The sequence below is a fragment of the Pseudomonas sp. BIGb0176 genome, assembly GCF_024810175.1.
In the GTDB taxonomy this organism is placed as follows: domain Bacteria; phylum Pseudomonadota; class Gammaproteobacteria; order Pseudomonadales; family Pseudomonadaceae; genus Aquipseudomonas; species Aquipseudomonas protegens.
The window spans coordinates 1535779-1551246 of the sequence record NZ_JANUEC010000001.1; the positions used below are offsets into that span (position 1 = coordinate 1535779).

Annotated in this window: 11 protein-coding genes; 7 read left to right on the forward strand and 4 right to left on the reverse strand. The window is 65.6% G+C overall.

Annotated features, from left to right (window positions below; all coding sequences use genetic code 11):
• Window positions 1-70: 70 nt before the first annotated feature.
• A complete protein-coding gene (locus tag M2395_RS06525) occupies window positions 71-877 on the forward strand; it encodes an endonuclease/exonuclease/phosphatase family protein (protein WP_011061165.1) in 807 nt (268 codons plus the stop codon).
• 105 nt (window positions 878-982) lie between these two features.
• On the forward strand, window positions 983-1672 hold the full coding sequence (locus M2395_RS06530; protein ID WP_123430824.1) for an alpha/beta hydrolase: 690 nt from the start codon (window positions 983-985) through the stop codon (window positions 1670-1672).
• A gap of 118 nt (window positions 1673-1790) precedes the next feature.
• On the opposite strand, the gene glgB is transcribed toward M2395_RS06530, so the two are convergent.
• The 3 genes from glgB to M2395_RS06545 all read right to left on the reverse strand — a co-directional run bounded on the left by glgB (window position 1791) and on the right by M2395_RS06545 (window position 9475).
• The gene (gene glgB / locus M2395_RS06535) at window positions 1791-4022 is read right to left on the reverse strand and encodes a 1,4-alpha-glucan branching protein GlgB (RefSeq protein ID WP_123430825.1); all 2232 of its coding nucleotides are present in this window, start codon (window positions 4020-4022) and stop codon (window positions 1791-1793) included.
• Window positions 4019-7366: a maltose alpha-D-glucosyltransferase gene (treS, locus tag M2395_RS06540; RefSeq protein ID WP_015635517.1), complete on the reverse strand. Its 3348-nt coding sequence runs from the start codon at window positions 7364-7366 to the stop codon at window positions 4019-4021. Before treS ends, glgB begins: the two co-directional genes overlap by 4 nt.
• A gap of 120 nt (window positions 7367-7486) precedes the next feature.
• The gene (locus M2395_RS06545; RefSeq protein WP_123430826.1) at window positions 7487-9475 is read right to left on the reverse strand and encodes an alpha-1,4-glucan--maltose-1-phosphate maltosyltransferase; all 1989 of its coding nucleotides are present in this window, start codon (window positions 9473-9475) and stop codon (window positions 7487-7489) included.
• Window positions 9476-9676: 201 nt separating this feature from the next.
• On the opposite strand from M2395_RS06545, the gene M2395_RS06550 reads away from it, so the two are divergent.
• A complete protein-coding gene (locus tag M2395_RS06550; protein ID WP_019095231.1) occupies window positions 9677-9841 on the forward strand; it encodes a hypothetical protein in 165 nt (54 codons plus the stop codon).
• Window positions 9842-9898: 57 nt separating this feature from the next.
• Here M2395_RS06550 and M2395_RS06555 read toward each other — a convergent pair whose 3' ends face one another.
• Window positions 9899-10402, reverse strand: coding sequence for an MgtC/SapB family protein (locus M2395_RS06555; protein WP_011061160.1), 504 nt, complete (start codon window positions 10400-10402; stop codon window positions 9899-9901).
• 276 nt (window positions 10403-10678) lie between these two features.
• On the opposite strand from M2395_RS06555, the gene M2395_RS06560 reads away from it, so the two are divergent.
• The 4 genes from M2395_RS06560 to M2395_RS06575 all read left to right on the forward strand — a co-directional run bounded on the left by M2395_RS06560 (window position 10679) and on the right by M2395_RS06575 (window position 15455).
• On the forward strand, window positions 10679-10912 hold the full coding sequence (locus M2395_RS06560; RefSeq protein ID WP_011061159.1) for a DUF3203 family protein: 234 nt from the start codon (window positions 10679-10681) through the stop codon (window positions 10910-10912).
• A 208-nt stretch (window positions 10913-11120) separates the two neighbouring features.
• On the forward strand, window positions 11121-12536 hold the full coding sequence (ccoG, locus tag M2395_RS06565) for a cytochrome c oxidase accessory protein CcoG (RefSeq protein ID WP_011061158.1): 1416 nt from the start codon (window positions 11121-11123) through the stop codon (window positions 12534-12536).
• A 158-nt stretch (window positions 12537-12694) separates the two neighbouring features.
• Entirely contained in the window at window positions 12695-14104 is a 1410-nt protein-coding gene (gene mapR, locus M2395_RS06570) for a GntR family transcriptional regulator MpaR (protein ID WP_011061157.1), read from the forward strand.
• A 295-nt stretch (window positions 14105-14399) separates the two neighbouring features.
• Complete coding sequence (locus M2395_RS06575) at window positions 14400-15455, forward strand: hypothetical protein (protein WP_015635510.1); 1056 nt, start codon at window positions 14400-14402, stop codon at window positions 15453-15455.
• Window positions 15456-15468 lie beyond the last annotated feature (13 nt).

Sequence of the window (15468 nt, forward strand, 5' to 3'; positions counted from 1 at the left end):
GAAAATAAGCTGAACGCACGCACCGGTCGCCAGTCCCATCTGTAACCGCCACTGATTCCAAGGAGCCCGCGTGAGCAGCGATTCCACCCGCCAGCCCAACCCCGAGGCGGTCCAGCGGTTACGCGTTCTGACCGTCAATACCCACAAGGGCTTCACCGCCCTGAACCGCCGCTTCATTCTTCCGGAACTGCGCGAGGCCGTGCGCAGTACCCAGGCCGACCTGGTGTTTCTCCAGGAAGTGCTGGGCGAGCACGAGCGCCATGCCTCGCGCCTGGATAACTGGCCTCAGCAGTCACAGTACGAGTTTCTCGCCGACAGCATGTGGAGCGACTACGCCTACGGGCGCAACGCGGTGTACCCCGACGGCCATCACGGCAACGCCCTGTTGTCGAAGTTTCCGATCCGCCAGTACCGCAACCTCGATGTTTCGATCACCGGCCCCGAGCGCCGGGGCCTGCTGCACTGCGTGCTGGATGTGCCCGGCCACGCCGAGGTCCACGCCATCTGCGTGCACCTGAGCCTGCTGGAAAGCCATCGCCAGTTGCAGCTGGCGCTGCTGGGCCAGTTGCTCGAATCACTGCCCGAGGAGGCACCGGTGATCATCGCCGGCGACTTCAATGACTGGCAGATGCACGGCAACGCCACCCTGGGCCGGCGCAACGACCTGCACGAAGCCTTCGAACGCCATCATGGCCGCCCGGCCAAGACCTACCCGGCCCGCTGGCCACTGCTGCGCCTGGATCGGGTCTACCTGCGCAACGCCCACAGCCACCGCCCGCAGATCCTCGGCAACAAGCCCTGGACCCACCTCTCCGATCACCTGCCGCTGGCGGTGGAAGTGCACCTGCCGCCTGGGGCCGCACATCAGAATTCATGAATAAATAGCCGTATTCCCGCCAGAGTCGACCATGCTTTTCCCCGAACCCGAGCCTGGGGGCGCCCGCCTCCGGGCCAACCTTGAGCCCAGAGAAGGAATCAAGCGATGAGCGAGCAACCCACGATTGTCCTGGTCCACGGTTTCTGGGGCGGTGCCGCCCACTGGAACCGGGTCATCGTCGAACTGCTGAACCGCGGTTACGAGAAGATCCGCGCCGTGGAACTGCCCCTGACCTCCCTCGCCGAGGACGTCGAACGGACCCGCAAACTGGTGGCCCAGCAAGCGGGGCCGGTGCTGCTGGTGGGGCACTCCTACGGCGGCGCGGTGATCACCCAGGCCGGGCATGCGCCAAACGTCGCGGGCCTGGTGTACATCGCCGCCTTCGCCCCGGACCAGGGTGAAAGCCCCGGTGGCCTGACCCAGGAGTTCCCGCCCGAAGCCGCCGCCAATCTGGCGCCCGACAGCGACGGCTACCTCTGGGTGCGTCCGGAGCGTTTCCAGCAGAGCTTCTGCCAGGATCTCAGCCCCCAGGAAGGGCTGGTCATGGGCCTGACCCAGAAGGCGCCGCTGGCCAACACCTTCGGCGACGCCCTCGGGGCCCCGGCATGGCGCGATAAACCTTCCTGGTACCAGGTGTCCCGTGCCGACCGCATGATCGCCCCGGCGAACCAGGAGCGCATGGCCGCCCGGCTCAACGCCCGCAAGGTCATTCACCTGGACGCCAGCCACGCCTCCCTCGCTTCCCAGCCCGGGCCCGTAGCCGCGCTGATCGCCGAGGCCGCCGACTCCCTGTAACCGGTTGACTGGGCGATCTTCAGACGAGCCGTTGGCGTCCTCGCAAACCCCACGCCCCAGCGACGGAGCGCCGCCCAGACCGTTCGCAACCTTCGGCAGCGGCTACAGGACGCCTGGGTCAACTGTCAGGGCGCAGGATCAGTACGGCCAGCGGCGGCAGGTTGAGCACCAGGGACAGGGCCTGGCCATGGCTGCTCTGCTCTTCGCTGAAGGCCTCGCCACCGTTGCCGTAGTTGGAGCCGGCATACAGTTGCGAATCGCTGTTGAGCAACTCGCTCCAGCGCCCCGCCACCGGTACGCCGACGCGATAGCCCTGGCGTGGCACCGGGGTGAAGTTGGCCACCACCAGCAGCGGTTCGCCGCTCTTGCTCCAGCGCAACCAGGCATAGACGCTGTTGATCGCATCGTCGCCGATCAGCCATTGGAAACCCTGGGGCACGTCGTCCTGGTCGTGCAGCGCCGGGTACTGGCGATACAGGCGGTTGAGGTCCCCCACCAGTTGCTGCACCCCGCGGTGCTCGGGGTATTGCAGCAGGTACCAGTCCAGTTGCTGGTCGTGGTTCCACTCGCGCCATTGGCCGAACTCGCAGCCCATGAACAGCAGCTTCTTGCCCGGATGGGCCCACATGAAGCTCAGGTAGGCCCGCAGGTTGGCGAACTTCTGCCAGCGATCGCCGGGCATCTTGTCGATCAGCGAGTGCTTGCCGTGCACCACTTCGTCGTGGGAGATCGGCAGGATGAAACGCTCGGACCAGGCGTACACCAGGCCAAAGCTCAGTTCGTTGTGATGGTGGGCGCGGTACACCGGGTCCTGCTGGATGTAATGCAGGGAATCATGCATCCAGCCCATGTTCCATTTATAGGCAAAGCCCAGGCCGCCCTGGTCGGTGCGCTGGCTGACCCCGGGCCAGGCGGTGGACTCTTCGGCGATCACCAGGGCGCCCGGGGCCTCCAGGGCCACGACGTCGTTGAGGTGGCGCAGAAAATCGATGGCTTCGAGGTTTTCCCGGCCGCCGTGGCGGTTCGGCACCCATTCCCCGGCCTTGCGCGAATAGTCGCGGTAGAGCATCGAGGCCACGGCATCCACCCGCAGGCCGTCGACGTGGAAATGCTTGAGCCAGTGCAGTGCCGAAGCCAGCATGAAACCGTGCACTTCGGTACGCCCCAGGTTGTAGATCAGGGTGTCCCAGTCCTGGTGGAAGCCTTCCAGGGGGTTGCCGTACTCATACAGTGCAGTGCCGTCGAACTGCGCCAGGCCGTGGGTATCGGTGGGAAAGTGCGCCGGCACCCAATCGAGAATCACCCCGATGCCTGCCTGGTGGCAGGCGTCGATGAAGGCTGCAAAATCCTGCGGGCTGCCGTAGCGGGCGCTGGGGGCGAACTGCGACAGCGGCTGGTAGCCCCAGGAGCCGCCAAACGGGTGCTCCATGATCGGCATCAGCTCGATATGGGTAAACCCCAGGTCCTTGACGTAGGGAATCAGCCGTTCGGCCAGTTCGGCCCAGCTGTACTGGCGGGCCACTTCTCCAAGGTCGTCCACTTCGCACTGCCAGGAACCGGCATGCAGCTCATAGATCGACAGCGGCGCGTCCACCCGCTGGCGCTCGCCACGGGCCAGCATCCACTCCTGGTCCTGCCACTCGATGGTCAGGGGCGGCGCGACTCTGGAGGCGGTGTCCGGCGGCAACTGCGTGGCCAGGGCCATGGGGTCGGCCTTGAGCGGCAGGATGCCCTGGGGCCCGAGGATCTCGTATTTATAGGCCTCGCCCGCCTGCAGGCGCGGGATGAACAGCTCCCAGACCCCGGAGGGATGGCGCAGGCGCATCGGGTGCCGGCGCCCGTCCCAGATATTGAAGTCGCCCACCACCGAGACCCGCCGGGCATTCGGTGCCCAGACCGCAAAACGCACGCCGTCGATGCCGTCCACGGTGGTTAGTTGCGCCCCCAGGCAGGAACTGAGGTCGCGGTGATTGCCTTCGGCAAACAGGTACAGGTCCATCTCCCCCAGCAGGGGGCCGAAGCTGTAGGGGTCTTCACTGACCTGTTCGCCCCCGGCCCATTGAATGCGCAAGAGATAGGGCCGGGCCTCGGGAAAGTGCCCGACAAACAGCCCCGGCACCTCACCGGCTTGCAGGCTGCCGAGCACCTGCTGCTGGTCGCGGTCGAGCACCTGCACACTCAGCGCCCCGGGCAGGAAAGCGCGGATGAATTGCCCGCCGGCGCCATCGCCGTGGGGCCCGAGAATGGCGAATGGATCGCGGTGTTCGGCCCGTACCAGGGCGTCGATGGCCTTGGCCGAAGGAAGCAATGCCGGTTGCTGCTTTCCCTGTTCCTTGTTCGAGAAACTCATGACTGCTCTCCACCACTCTCAATATCGGAAAAGGGTTTCAGTTCACGTAACAGCCCCACCAGGCCGTGCAATGGCACAGGCAACCAGGCGGGACGGTTCTCCGCTTCATAGGCCAGCTCGTAGGCGGCCTTCTCCAGGCTGAACAGTGCCAGTGCGGCATCCGCGGCCGCCGGGTCCTGCCAGCCATGGGCAAGATTAGCCGTCGCCAGCCGATACGCCTGGACAAAGGCGTGGCGCGCCTCGGCCAGGTAGCGCGTGACCACTTTGCGCCGCCCCGCCGCCGCGCCTTGCGCGCCGTCCACCGCCGGTGCCTCCAGGGCCATGGCCGCCGCGTAGTCGAAGGAACGCAGGACCCCACTGACATCCTTGTACGGGCTGTGCTTGCCGCGGCGCTCGGCCAGGGGCCGGGCCGGCTCGCCCTCGAAGTCGATCAGGTAGGCATCGCCCTTGATCACCAGTACCTGCCCCAGGTGCAGGTCGCCGTGGACACGAATCCGCACGCCCCCCACCAACTGTTTGGCCAGTTGCTGGATGTGACCCAGGATCAGCGCCTTATGCTGCAACAATTTGCCGAGCAATTTCTGCTCCCCTGCCGCGAGTTCGGCCTGGTGCTGTTGAAGCAGTTGCAACCCGCGCTCCAGTTGCTCGGCAACCTGCTGGTTCCAGGCCTGGGCATCCTTGGCGGTGGCGTGCTCGGGAGCGAAATCCGGATTGTCGCTGGGGGCCGCCAGCAGCAGGTGCATTTCCCCCAGGCGCTGGCCCAGCAGGCCGGCGAAATCCTGGAGCTCGCCCAGGGCGTTGTAGTGCTGCTCCTGCTCGGACATGGCCTCGGCCAGCTCGTCGCGGATCGCCCGCTCGAGGTTGTTCTGGGTCCACTCCCAGGCATCGCCCTGATTGTTCAGGTAGCCCTGGGCGATCATCAGCAGATGGTCTTCGCCCTGGGCATCGCGGCGCAGCACCGAGCCCAGCAGCGGCGAGATGTGGGCAAAGCCGGCAGCGGTGAGGAAGGCGCCCATTTCCAGTTCCGGGTGAATGCCCCCCGCCACCTTGCGGATCAGCTTGAGCACCAGGCTGCCGCCCACCACCACCGAGCTGTTGGACTGCTCCGCCGACAGGTAGCGCACCTCGGCGTCGGCCCCCAGGCCCAGCGCCGCCAGCTGCGCGGTGGCCTCGAAACGGATCTGGCCCTGTTCGCTGTCCAGGCAGGTGGCGCCCTGCAGCGCCAGCAGCACGTTGCGCACGAAACTGTCGAGGGCGAAGGCGTCGGTGATCAGCCCCACCTGGCGCCCGCGACGCACCCGGGCCATGGCCAGTTGCTGGGGCAAAGCGCTGTTGATCTGCTCTTCGGCCAACAGGCCGAACGGCAACTGGTAGCGCTCGCTGCGCCCGGCGCTGGTGACTTCGATCTCGCTGAGCAGCACCGGGTGCTGCGGGTCGCCAAAGCGCACGCCGTAGGCAATCCGCGCCTGGTCGATGGCGCTGTCCTTGCCGGCGAACCAGCGCCGCTTGGGCAGCCAGTTGGGCAGTACTTCCTGCTCCAGGGTGGTGCGCGATGGCGCTTCGAGCAATTCTTCGAGGCGTTTCTTCAGCACCAGGGTGGTGAAATCCGGCAGGCTCTGGGCCGGTTCCACGTGCCAGCTGGGCATCTGGTTTTCCGCCGCCAGGACGAACCAGTAGAAACCGTAGGGCGCCAGGGTCAGGAGGAAATTCAGCTGGCCAATGGGCGGAAAAGCGTTCCCGCCGAGCATCTCCACCGGCACCATGCCCGCGAACGCCGAGAGGTCCAGCTCCGCGGCCTGGGCGCTGCGCGAGACGTTGGCCACGCACAGGATGATCTCCTGCTTGCCGTCAGGCCCGGTGTATTCCCGGGTATAGGCCAGGATCCGTCGGTTGCTCGGCGACAGCATCTTCAGCGTGCCGCGGCCAAAGGCCTTGGACTGCTTGCGCACCGCCAGCATGCGCCGGGTCCAGTTGAGCAGCGAATGGGGATCGCCGGACTGGGTCTCGACGTTGACTGACGGGTAGCCGTACAGCGAATCCATGATCGGCGGCAGCACCAGGCTGGCCGGGTCGGCCCGGGAGAAACCGCCGTTGCGATCGATGGACCATTGCATCGGCGTACGCACGCCATCCCGGTCCCCCAGGTAGATGTTGTCGCCCATGCCGATCTCGTCGCCGTAGTACAGGGTCGGGGTACCGGGCATCGACAGCAGCAGGCTGTTGAGCAGCTCGATGCGCCGCCGGTCACGCTCCATCAGCGGCGCCAGGCGCCGGCGGATCCCCAGGTTGATCCGCGCCCGGCGGTCGGCGGCGTAGTAGTTCCACAGGTAGTCGCGCTCGCGGTCGGTGACCATTTCCAGGGTCAGTTCATCGTGGTTGCGCAGGAAGATCGCCCACTGGCAGTTGGCCGGGATCTCCGGGGTCTGGCGCAGGATGTCGGTGATGGGGAAGCGATCCTCCTGGGCCAGGGCCATGTACATGCGCGGCATCAGCGGAAAGTGGAAGGCCATGTGGCACTCGTCGCCGTCGCTGCCTGTGACATCGCCAAAGTACAGCTGGGTGTCTTCCGGCCATTGGTTGGCCTCGGCCAGGAGCATGCGGTCCGGATAGTTGGCGTCGATTTCGGCGCGGATCTGCTTGAGCACCTGGTGGGTCTCCGGCAGGTTCTCGTTGTTGGTGCCATCGCGCTCGATCAGGTAGGGAATGGCGTCCAGGCGCAGGCCGTCGATGCCCATGTCGAGCCAGTAGCGCATCACCGAGAGCACGGCCTTCATCACCTGGGGGTTGTCGAAGTTGAGGTCCGGCTGGTGGGAGTAGAAGCGGTGCCAGAAGTACTGGCCGGCCACCGGGTCCCAGGTCCAGTTGGACTTCTCGGTGTCGAGAAAGATGATCCGCGTGCCGTCGTATTTCTGGTCGTCGTCGGACCACACGTAGAAATTGCGCGCCGCCGAACCCGGCTTGGCCTTGCGTGCCCGCTGGAACCAGGGGTGCTGGTCGGAGGTGTGGTTGATCACCAGCTCGGTGATCACCCGCAGCTCGCGCTTGTGGGCCTCGGCGATAAAGCGCCGGGCGTCAGCCAGGGTGCCGTAGTCGGGGCTGACCCCGCGGTACTCGGCGATGTCGTAGCCGTCGTCACGCCGCGGCGAGGGGTAGAACGGCAACAGCCAGATGGTGTTGACCCCCAGGTCCTTGATGTAGTCGAGTTTGGCGATCAGCCCGGGAAAATCGCCGATTCCGTCGTTGTTGGAATCGAAGTAGGACTTCACATGCACCTGGTAGATCACCGCGTCCTTGTACCAGAGCGGGTCCTTGATAAAGGTCGTGGGGCGAGGTTTCTTGGCCATGTCGGGCTCCTGAAAAAATTGAATTCGCAGCTGCCACAAACCACGCCCCACCGTGGGAGCTGGCTTGCCAGCGAAGGCGTCGGCCGGGCCTGCACAAGGCCCATGGGCCCAAGCCGGCTCCTACGTGGCGGTGATGCGCCAGATGCCGAAAGGCTGCGCCGGTTCGATGCGCATGAACTGGGTCTTGCCGTACCAGGTCCAGCGGTGGCCGTTCATCAGGTCCTCGCCCTGGGTCTGGGCGTCATCGGCCAGGCCCATTTCCCACAGCGGCAATTCGAAATGCGCCTCCTGGGGGTTGAACGGGTCGAGGCTGACCGCCACCAGCACGAAGTTGTCGCCGCTGCGCTTGCCGAAATACAGGATGTGGTCATTCCAGGCGTTGTACAGCTTGAGCCCCAGGTGGCTGTGCAGCGCCGGGTTCTGCCGGCGGATGCGGTTGAGCTGGGCGATCTCGGCAATGATGTTGCCCGGCGCCGAGAAGTCCCGGGGGCGGATCTGGTATTTCTCCGAATCCAGGTACTCCTCCTTGCCCGGCACCGGCGCCGATTCGCACAGCTCGAACCCGGAATACATGCCCCACAGCCCGGATCCCATGGTGGCCAGCACCGCGCGGATCAGAAACCCAGGGCGCCCCGAGTCATGCAGGAACTGCGGGTTGATGTCCGGGGTGTTGACGAAGAAGTTGGGGCGGAAGCAGTCGCGCCACGGCGGCTGGTTGAGTTCGGCCAGGTAGCTGGACAACTCGCTCTTGGTGTTGCGCCAGGTGAAGTAGGTGTAGCTCTGGGTGTAACCGACCTTGCCCAGGCGCGCCATCATCGCCGGGGTGGTGAAGGCTTCGGCGAGGAAGATCACCTCCGGATACTGGCGGCGCACTTCGCCGATCAGCCACTGCCAGAACGGCAGCGGCTTGGTGTGGGGGTTGTCCACGCGAAAGGTCTTGACCCCCTCCTCGACCCAGCCGATGACGATGTCCCGCAGTTCCAGCCACAGGCTGGGAATGGCCTCGGCGGCATAGAAGTCGACATTGACGATGTCCTGGTACTTCTTCGGCGGGTTCTCGGCGTATTTGATGGTGCCGTCCGGGCGCCAGTTGAACCAGCCCGGGTGCTGCTTGAGCCAGGGGTGGTCCTGGGAGCACTGGATGGCGAAGTCCAGGGCGATCTCCAGGCCGTGGTCGGCGGCCGCCGCCAGCAGCCGGCGGAAGTCCTCCCGGCTGCCCAGTTGCGGGTGGATGGCCTCGTGGCCGCCCTCCTCGCTGCCGATTGCATAGGGGCTGCCGGGATCGTCCGGGCCTGCGCTCAGCGAGTTGTTGGGCCCCTTGCGGTGGCTGCGGCCGATGGGGTGGATCGGCGGGAAATACAGCACGTCAAAGCCCATGTCGTGAATCATCGGCAGCCGCGAATGAACGTCGTTGAACGTGCCGTGGCGGGCCGGATTGTCGGTGATCGAGCGGGGAAACAGCTCGTACCAACTGGCGAACTGGGCCTGTAGCCGCTCCACATCCAGCGGGTACTCGGGGCTCAGGCTCAGGTAGGGCCGGTGATCGGCCTCGGCCATCAGGCGCGCGCTGGACTCGCTGAGAAACAGCGCCACCTGCTCGGCCTCCAGCAACCCGGACAGATCGCGCTGCAACGCCAGCAACTGCTCGCGCAGCGGCCCTTCGCTGCGCTCGGCGGCCTGTTGCACATGGCTGCGGCCCTCCTGCAGCTCCAGGCTGACCGCAACCCCGGCCAGGTGCTTTTTCTCCAGCTCGTAGCAGAAGCTGGCGAACTGATCGATCCAGGCTTCGATGCAGAAGCGGTAGCGCCCCACTTCGGGCAACGTGAAACGCCCCAGCCAACCGTCGTTGCCCTGGTCTTCCAGGGCCTGGCTGGCCCAGCTGTCCTGCTGCTCGTTGTGCCAGCGCACCCACACCGCCAGTTTGTCGTGGCCGTCGGCGAATACCTTGCACGCCACCTCTACCTCCTGGCCGGCCACCGCCTTGACCGCGAACTGGCCGCCGTCGAGCACCGGGCGGATGCTCTCGATGGCAATGCGCGGCAGCAGCAGAGCCTGGGACAACGGCAGGTGCGCCTGGTATTGCTGTTCGGTCGGTTTTTCTACAGTCATCGAGCATCACCCCTTTTTCACGTCTTCGACGCTCTGGTGGCGGGGCCGCGGCCCCGGTGAATCAATGCACTTAGGTTCCGAGCCAAAGCCTGCGGCGAAAGTTCACCGCGATTGGTCGGCCAAGCGGCGGGAATCAAATCCGCGCCGCTGCGGTCCACCAGAAGAGCCCGTGCATCTGCAAGCACAAAGGAGGCCAGCGCGATGAATATCCCGATCCCGGCAGAAACCCCCGATCCCAACATCGACCAACCGACCCTGCCCCCCAGCGAGCCTGAGCCGATCCCGGAGCAGGAACCGCCGGAAAGCACCCCGCCACCCAAGGGCGACCCGCCCACTACCATGCCGCCGGTGGTGGTCAGCGCCTGAGCCCGGGCGCCTGCCCAGCCAGCAAGCATAGACAGCCACGTGGGGAGGCCCGGAGCATCAGCCGTCCTGGCGCTTTTCCAGGCGTCGGACAATCAGCGGCATCAGGCTGAAGACCATCAGCGCCAGCAAGGTACTGAGCACCGCCGTGGCCTCGCGGCCCATGCCGGCGGCCACGCCGATGGCGGCGGTCATCCACAGCCCGGCGGCGGTGGTCAGGCCCTTGACGTGCTGGCCCTGGTCTTCTTCACGGCCCTTGAGGATGGTCCCGGCGCCGAGAAAACCGATCCCGGCGATGACCCCCTGGAGCACCCGGCTCATGGCATCGGCCTGGGCCCCGGACAGGCTCGGCACCAGCACGAACAGGGCCGCGCCCATGGCCACCAGCATATGGGTGCGAACCCCGGCGGCCTTGCCCTGATGCTCGCGTTCGAAGCCCAGAATGCCCCCCAGCAGGGCCGCCACCAGCAGCCGCAGGGTGATCTGGGTCAGTTGCCGGGCATCGCCGATATCGGCGAATTCGTCTTGCAGGGTCAGCCAGACTTCTTGCCACCAGGTGTTCATGCGATCGCTCCTCGTCCCTTCGCGGGTTCCTGAGCGATGGACCGCGCCCGCCAGCAAAAGGTGCCGCCATCACCACCACCGCAGGAACCGGCTTGCCGGAGAAGAGGCCCCAAGCCGGCTGCCAACCCCACGGACGCCTTCGCTGGCCAGCCAGTTCCTGCACAAGCCTGCGCCCCCACCCGCCAGCGCCTGCCCAGCCACCGTTGATCGCCGTGGTCGAACCCTGGCCGGCCCCTGCGCCCTAACCTGTACAGCCATTGCCTTGAGGTAACCGCCATGAGCCTGCGCATCGAAAACCAGACCTGCTATTTCGACACCGAAACCCTGCACCAGCACCTCCCGGCCAGCGCCGTGACCATCATCACCGACAGCGCCAAGTCGATGTCGGCGGTGGACCTCGGTGGCGAGCGGGTCTACATCACCGAAGCAGAAGCCGACGCATTGACCGTAGCAGGCGCCACCGACGGCCGGCGCCATCTGAAAGCCAGTGAAGGTGATTCGGTGATTTGACTGACCTGGATCAGGGCCCGCCCCGCGGCCCTGTGCCAGCACGGCCTGCAGCCCTCCCTGGTGGCACCTGAGGGGGTACGGCAAGTTGTCGCAGGGGCGCTGCAAAGGGCCATCTGATCCGGTTTTTTATCAAATACCTGAGTCTGTTATGCAAACAGATCCGTGGTCATAGTTGCCCGGCCTGATGGAGGCTGATGAGCGAACGACCATGAGCGAAAGAATCCCCGTCCGATTAGTAGAAACCTTCGAACCTTCACGCCCTACACAGATGAAGACGAAGACCACTGACAAACACGTCTACACCCGCAGTTTCAGCGGCCTGTTCCGCACCCTGCGCATGAGCGGAGCAGGTTTCCTGTTCCTGCTGTTCTTCGGCACCGTGTGGCTCAACTGGGGTGGCCGCCAGGCCGTGCTCTGGGACCTGGCCGAAAGCAAGTTCCACATTTTCGGCGCAACCTTCTGGCCCCAGGACTTCATCCTCCTCTCGGCACTGCTGATCATCTGCGCCTTCGGCCTGTTCGCCATCACCGTGTTCGCCGGCCGCGTCTGGTGCGGCTACACCTGCCCGCAAAGCTCGTGGACCTGGCTGTTCATGTGGTGCGAAAAGGTCACCGAGGGCGAGCGCAACCAGCGGATCAAGCTGCAGGCCGCGCCCTGGGGCCTGAACAAGCTGGCCCGCCGAGCCATGAAGCACACCCTGTGGCTGGGCATCAGCCTGCTCACCGGCCTGACCTTCGTTGGCTACTTCACCCCCATCCGCCCCCTGGCCCAGGAACTGCTGACCCTGCAGATCGGCGGCCTGAGCCTGTTCTGGGTGCTGTTCTTCGCCGCGGCCACCTACATCAACGCCGGCTGGCTGCGCGAGGCGGTGTGCATGCACATGTGCCCTTATGCGCGCTTCCAGAGCGTGATGTTCGACAAGGACACCCTGACCATTTCCTACAACCCGGTGCGCGGCGAAAGCCGTGGCCCGCGCAAGCGTGATGTGAAGCCTGCCGATGTCGGCCTGGGCGACTGCATCGACTGCCAGCTGTGCGTACAGGTCTGCCCTACCGGCATCGACATCCGCGACGGCCTGCAGATGGAGTGCATCGGCTGCGCTGCCTGCATCGACGCCTGCGACTCGATCATGGACAAGATGGGCTACGCTCGCGGCCTGATCGCCTACACCTCGGAACACGAGTTGCAAGGCGGCAAGACCCACCTGCTGCGTCCGCGCCTGGTGGGCTACAGCCTGGTGCTGCTGGTGATGATCGGCGCCCTGGCCCTGGCCCTGGTGCAGCGGCCGATGGTCTCCCTGGACGTGAGCAAGGACCGCGGCCTGTTCCGCGAGAACGCCCTGGGCCAGATCGAGAACATCTACAGCCTGAAGATCATCAACAAGACCCAGGAACGCCAGCAGTACCACCTGGCCCTGGTGGATGGCGAAGGCTTCGAGCTGCAGGGCAAGACCGAGCTGAGCCTGGCCCCCGGTGAAATCACCGACCTGCCGGTGTCCGTGGCGATGACCCAGGACAAGGCGCAGAGCAGCTCCCAGGCCATCAGTTTCAAGGTCAGCGACAGCGATGACCCGGGCGTCTACGCCGTGGCCAAGAGTCGTTTTGTCGCGCCGATGAACCGCTGAGCCTCTAGAATGCCCTGGCGAGGGAGCCGGCTCCCCCCCGGGGCCGGCCCCGGAGCCAATGAACCGGACACCCGCCGCCAGCCCGCTGGCGGCGTTCGTCACTCCCTCGCCACCGCAGATATGTCGACCCGATGACCAGACTGGATCCTCAACCGCAGATGAAACGCTACGAAAAATTCGCCGATGACATCGCCGAACTGATCCGCTCCGGGGTCCTGGGGCCGGGCCAGCGTGTGCCTTCGGTGCGCTACGCCAGCCAGACCTACGGGGTCAGCCCGTCGACGGTGTTCCAGGCCTATTACCTGCTGGAGCGTCGCGGCCTGATCCGCGCCCGCCCGCGCTCCGGCTACTTCGTCAATGCCCACGCGCCGAGCCCGTTCTCGGAGCCGGTGATCAGCAGCGAAGTCAATGAATCCACCGAAGTCGATGTCAGCGAACTGGTGTTCTCGGTGCTCGATTCGATCAAGGACCCGAGCACCGTGCCTTTCGGCTCGGCGTTCCCCAGCCCGACCCTGTTCCCCCTGCAGCGCCTGTCGCGCTCCCTGGCCAGCGCCAGCCGCGAGATGGACCCGCGGGTGGTGGTCACCGACATGTCGCCGGGCAATCCGCAGCTGCGTCGGCAGATCGCCCTGCGCTACATGGTGGCCGGGCTGATGCTGCCCATGGAGGAGTTGCTGATCACCAACGGCGCCCTGGAGGCGCTGAACCTGTGCCTGCAAGCGGTGACCGAGCCCGGCGACCTGGTGGCCATCGAGGCTCCGGCCTTCTACGCCAGCCTGCAAGTGCTGGAGCGGCTCAAGCTCAAGGCGGTGGAAATCCCCGTGCACCCGCGCGACGGCATCGACCTCGGGGTGCTGGCCCAGACCCTGGAGCGGCACCCGATCAAGGCCTGCTGGTGCATGACCAACTTCCAGAACCCCATGGGCGCGAGCATGCCCGAGGCGAAGAAACAGGAGCTGGTGGAACTGTTGCGCCAGCACCAGGTGCCGCTGATCGAAGACGACGTCTACGCCGAGCTGTACTACGGCCAGCAGGCGCCGAAACCGGCCAAGGCCTTCGACACCGAGGGCCTGGTGATGCACTGCGGCTCCTTCGCCAAGAGCCTGGCCCCGGGCTACCGCATCGGCTGGGTCGCGGCCGGGCGCTATGCGCAGAAGATCGAACGGCTGAAACTGATGACCTCGTTGTGTGCCTCGATGCCGGCCCAGGCGGCGATTGCCGACTACCTGCAACACGGTGGCTACGACCGCCACCTGCGCAAGCTGCGCTATGCCCTGGAAGAACAGCAGAGCGCCATGCTGGCGGCGATCGCCCGCTACTTCCCGGCCCAGACCCGGGTCAGCCAGCCGGCAGGCGGCTACTTCCTGTGGCTGGAGCTGCCGCCGCAGATGGACTCGCTGAAACTGTTCCAGATGGCCCTGGCCCAAGGCATCAGCATTGCCCCAGGGCCGATCTTTTCCCCGACCCAGCGCTTTCGCAACTGCATCCGCCTGAACTACGGCAGCCCGTGGAACGAAGCCGCGGAAAAGGCCATGGAAACCCTGGGGCGGATCATTCGGTCCTTTTAAGCACAACCGCCCCATCCACACCTGTAGGAGCCGGCTTGCCGGCGAAGAGGCCCGTGAGCCATGCAGCGCCTGAGCGGACGCCTTCGCGGGCAAGCCAGCTCCTACGGAGCGCTGCACACCACCCAATCTCCAGGCCGAGTGAGTCGATGCAAGAGCGGAACCGCAAGTAGCCGCACCCGCCGGAATGGATAGGTACCCCATCCCACGCGCCCCATGAAAGAACCAAATCCCCTTGCCACCTCCCCTCAACTCATTCAGCATCCGCGCTCCAATTTTCCAGGGAAAGGAACACGTCATGGTCGAAGACCTGTATTACGACGACTACCCAGAGGCCAAGGCCGAACTGCTCAAGGCGATCGAACGCGGCCGTCTGCCACTGCTGACCCAGGAACTCAACGCCTACGACTGCATCCAGGCGATCTTCGAGCTGGACGCCATCAACAACCCCAAGGACGAGGAAGACGCCTTCTTCGACCTGGCCCTGGCCCTGATCGGCTGGATCCCCGGCCCGGGACAAGGCCTGAAGACCCTTCTGCGCCTGATCAACCGCGCCCCCCAGCGCCACGCCGAAAAGCTCTTCGACATGATCCGCTACACCCTGCTGGCCTGCCGCCTGAAAACCAGCCCCGAACAGCTGCTGGAAAAGTGCCTGGACCCCGTGCGCCTGGCCGAAGAACTGCCCGAGATCATCCGCGGCGTGAGCGCCTCCAGCACCTTCAACGGCCTGACGCCCCAGCAGCAGCGCCTGGTGCTGCACAACCTCAACGAAGCCTGCGAACACACCGAGTTCCTCATGGTGTCGGTGCAAGAACGCATAGCCCCCTGGATCGCCGAGCAACGCAACAACTCGGCCGCCGCCCACAGCCGCGGCCCGGCCCTGGCACCCAAGCCGCAGTCCTCCCTGGAACCGCGCCCAACGACCCTCACCGCCGCGCCACAACCCGGCGCCCACGACGCCGCGAGCATCGCCCAGGACATCAACCAGGGCCTGGAACACCTCACCGGTGAGGGCCACTGGCTGGAGCTGAACCTGCACTACCCCAACCTGGAGCCAGTGTCCGGCGCCGCCTACCGAGCAGTGTTCAGTGATGGCTCGCAAGCCGAGGGCAACCTCGACGAAGAGGGTTTTGCCCGCCTGGAAGGCATCCCCGAGGGCCCGGTGAAGATCTACTACGGCGAAGACCCGCGGCCCTACCTGCGCCTGCCGATCGTTGCCCTGCCCGCCGATGCGCAGCAACTGGAAGAAGAGCTGGAGCAGCTTGACCTGGAGCCCGCCGAAGTCGACCTGGCGACCCTGCTGCTGGAAGCCTCGCAGCGCAAGGCGCCCTTCACCCTGATTCCCGTGTACTGAGACAAGGCACCGA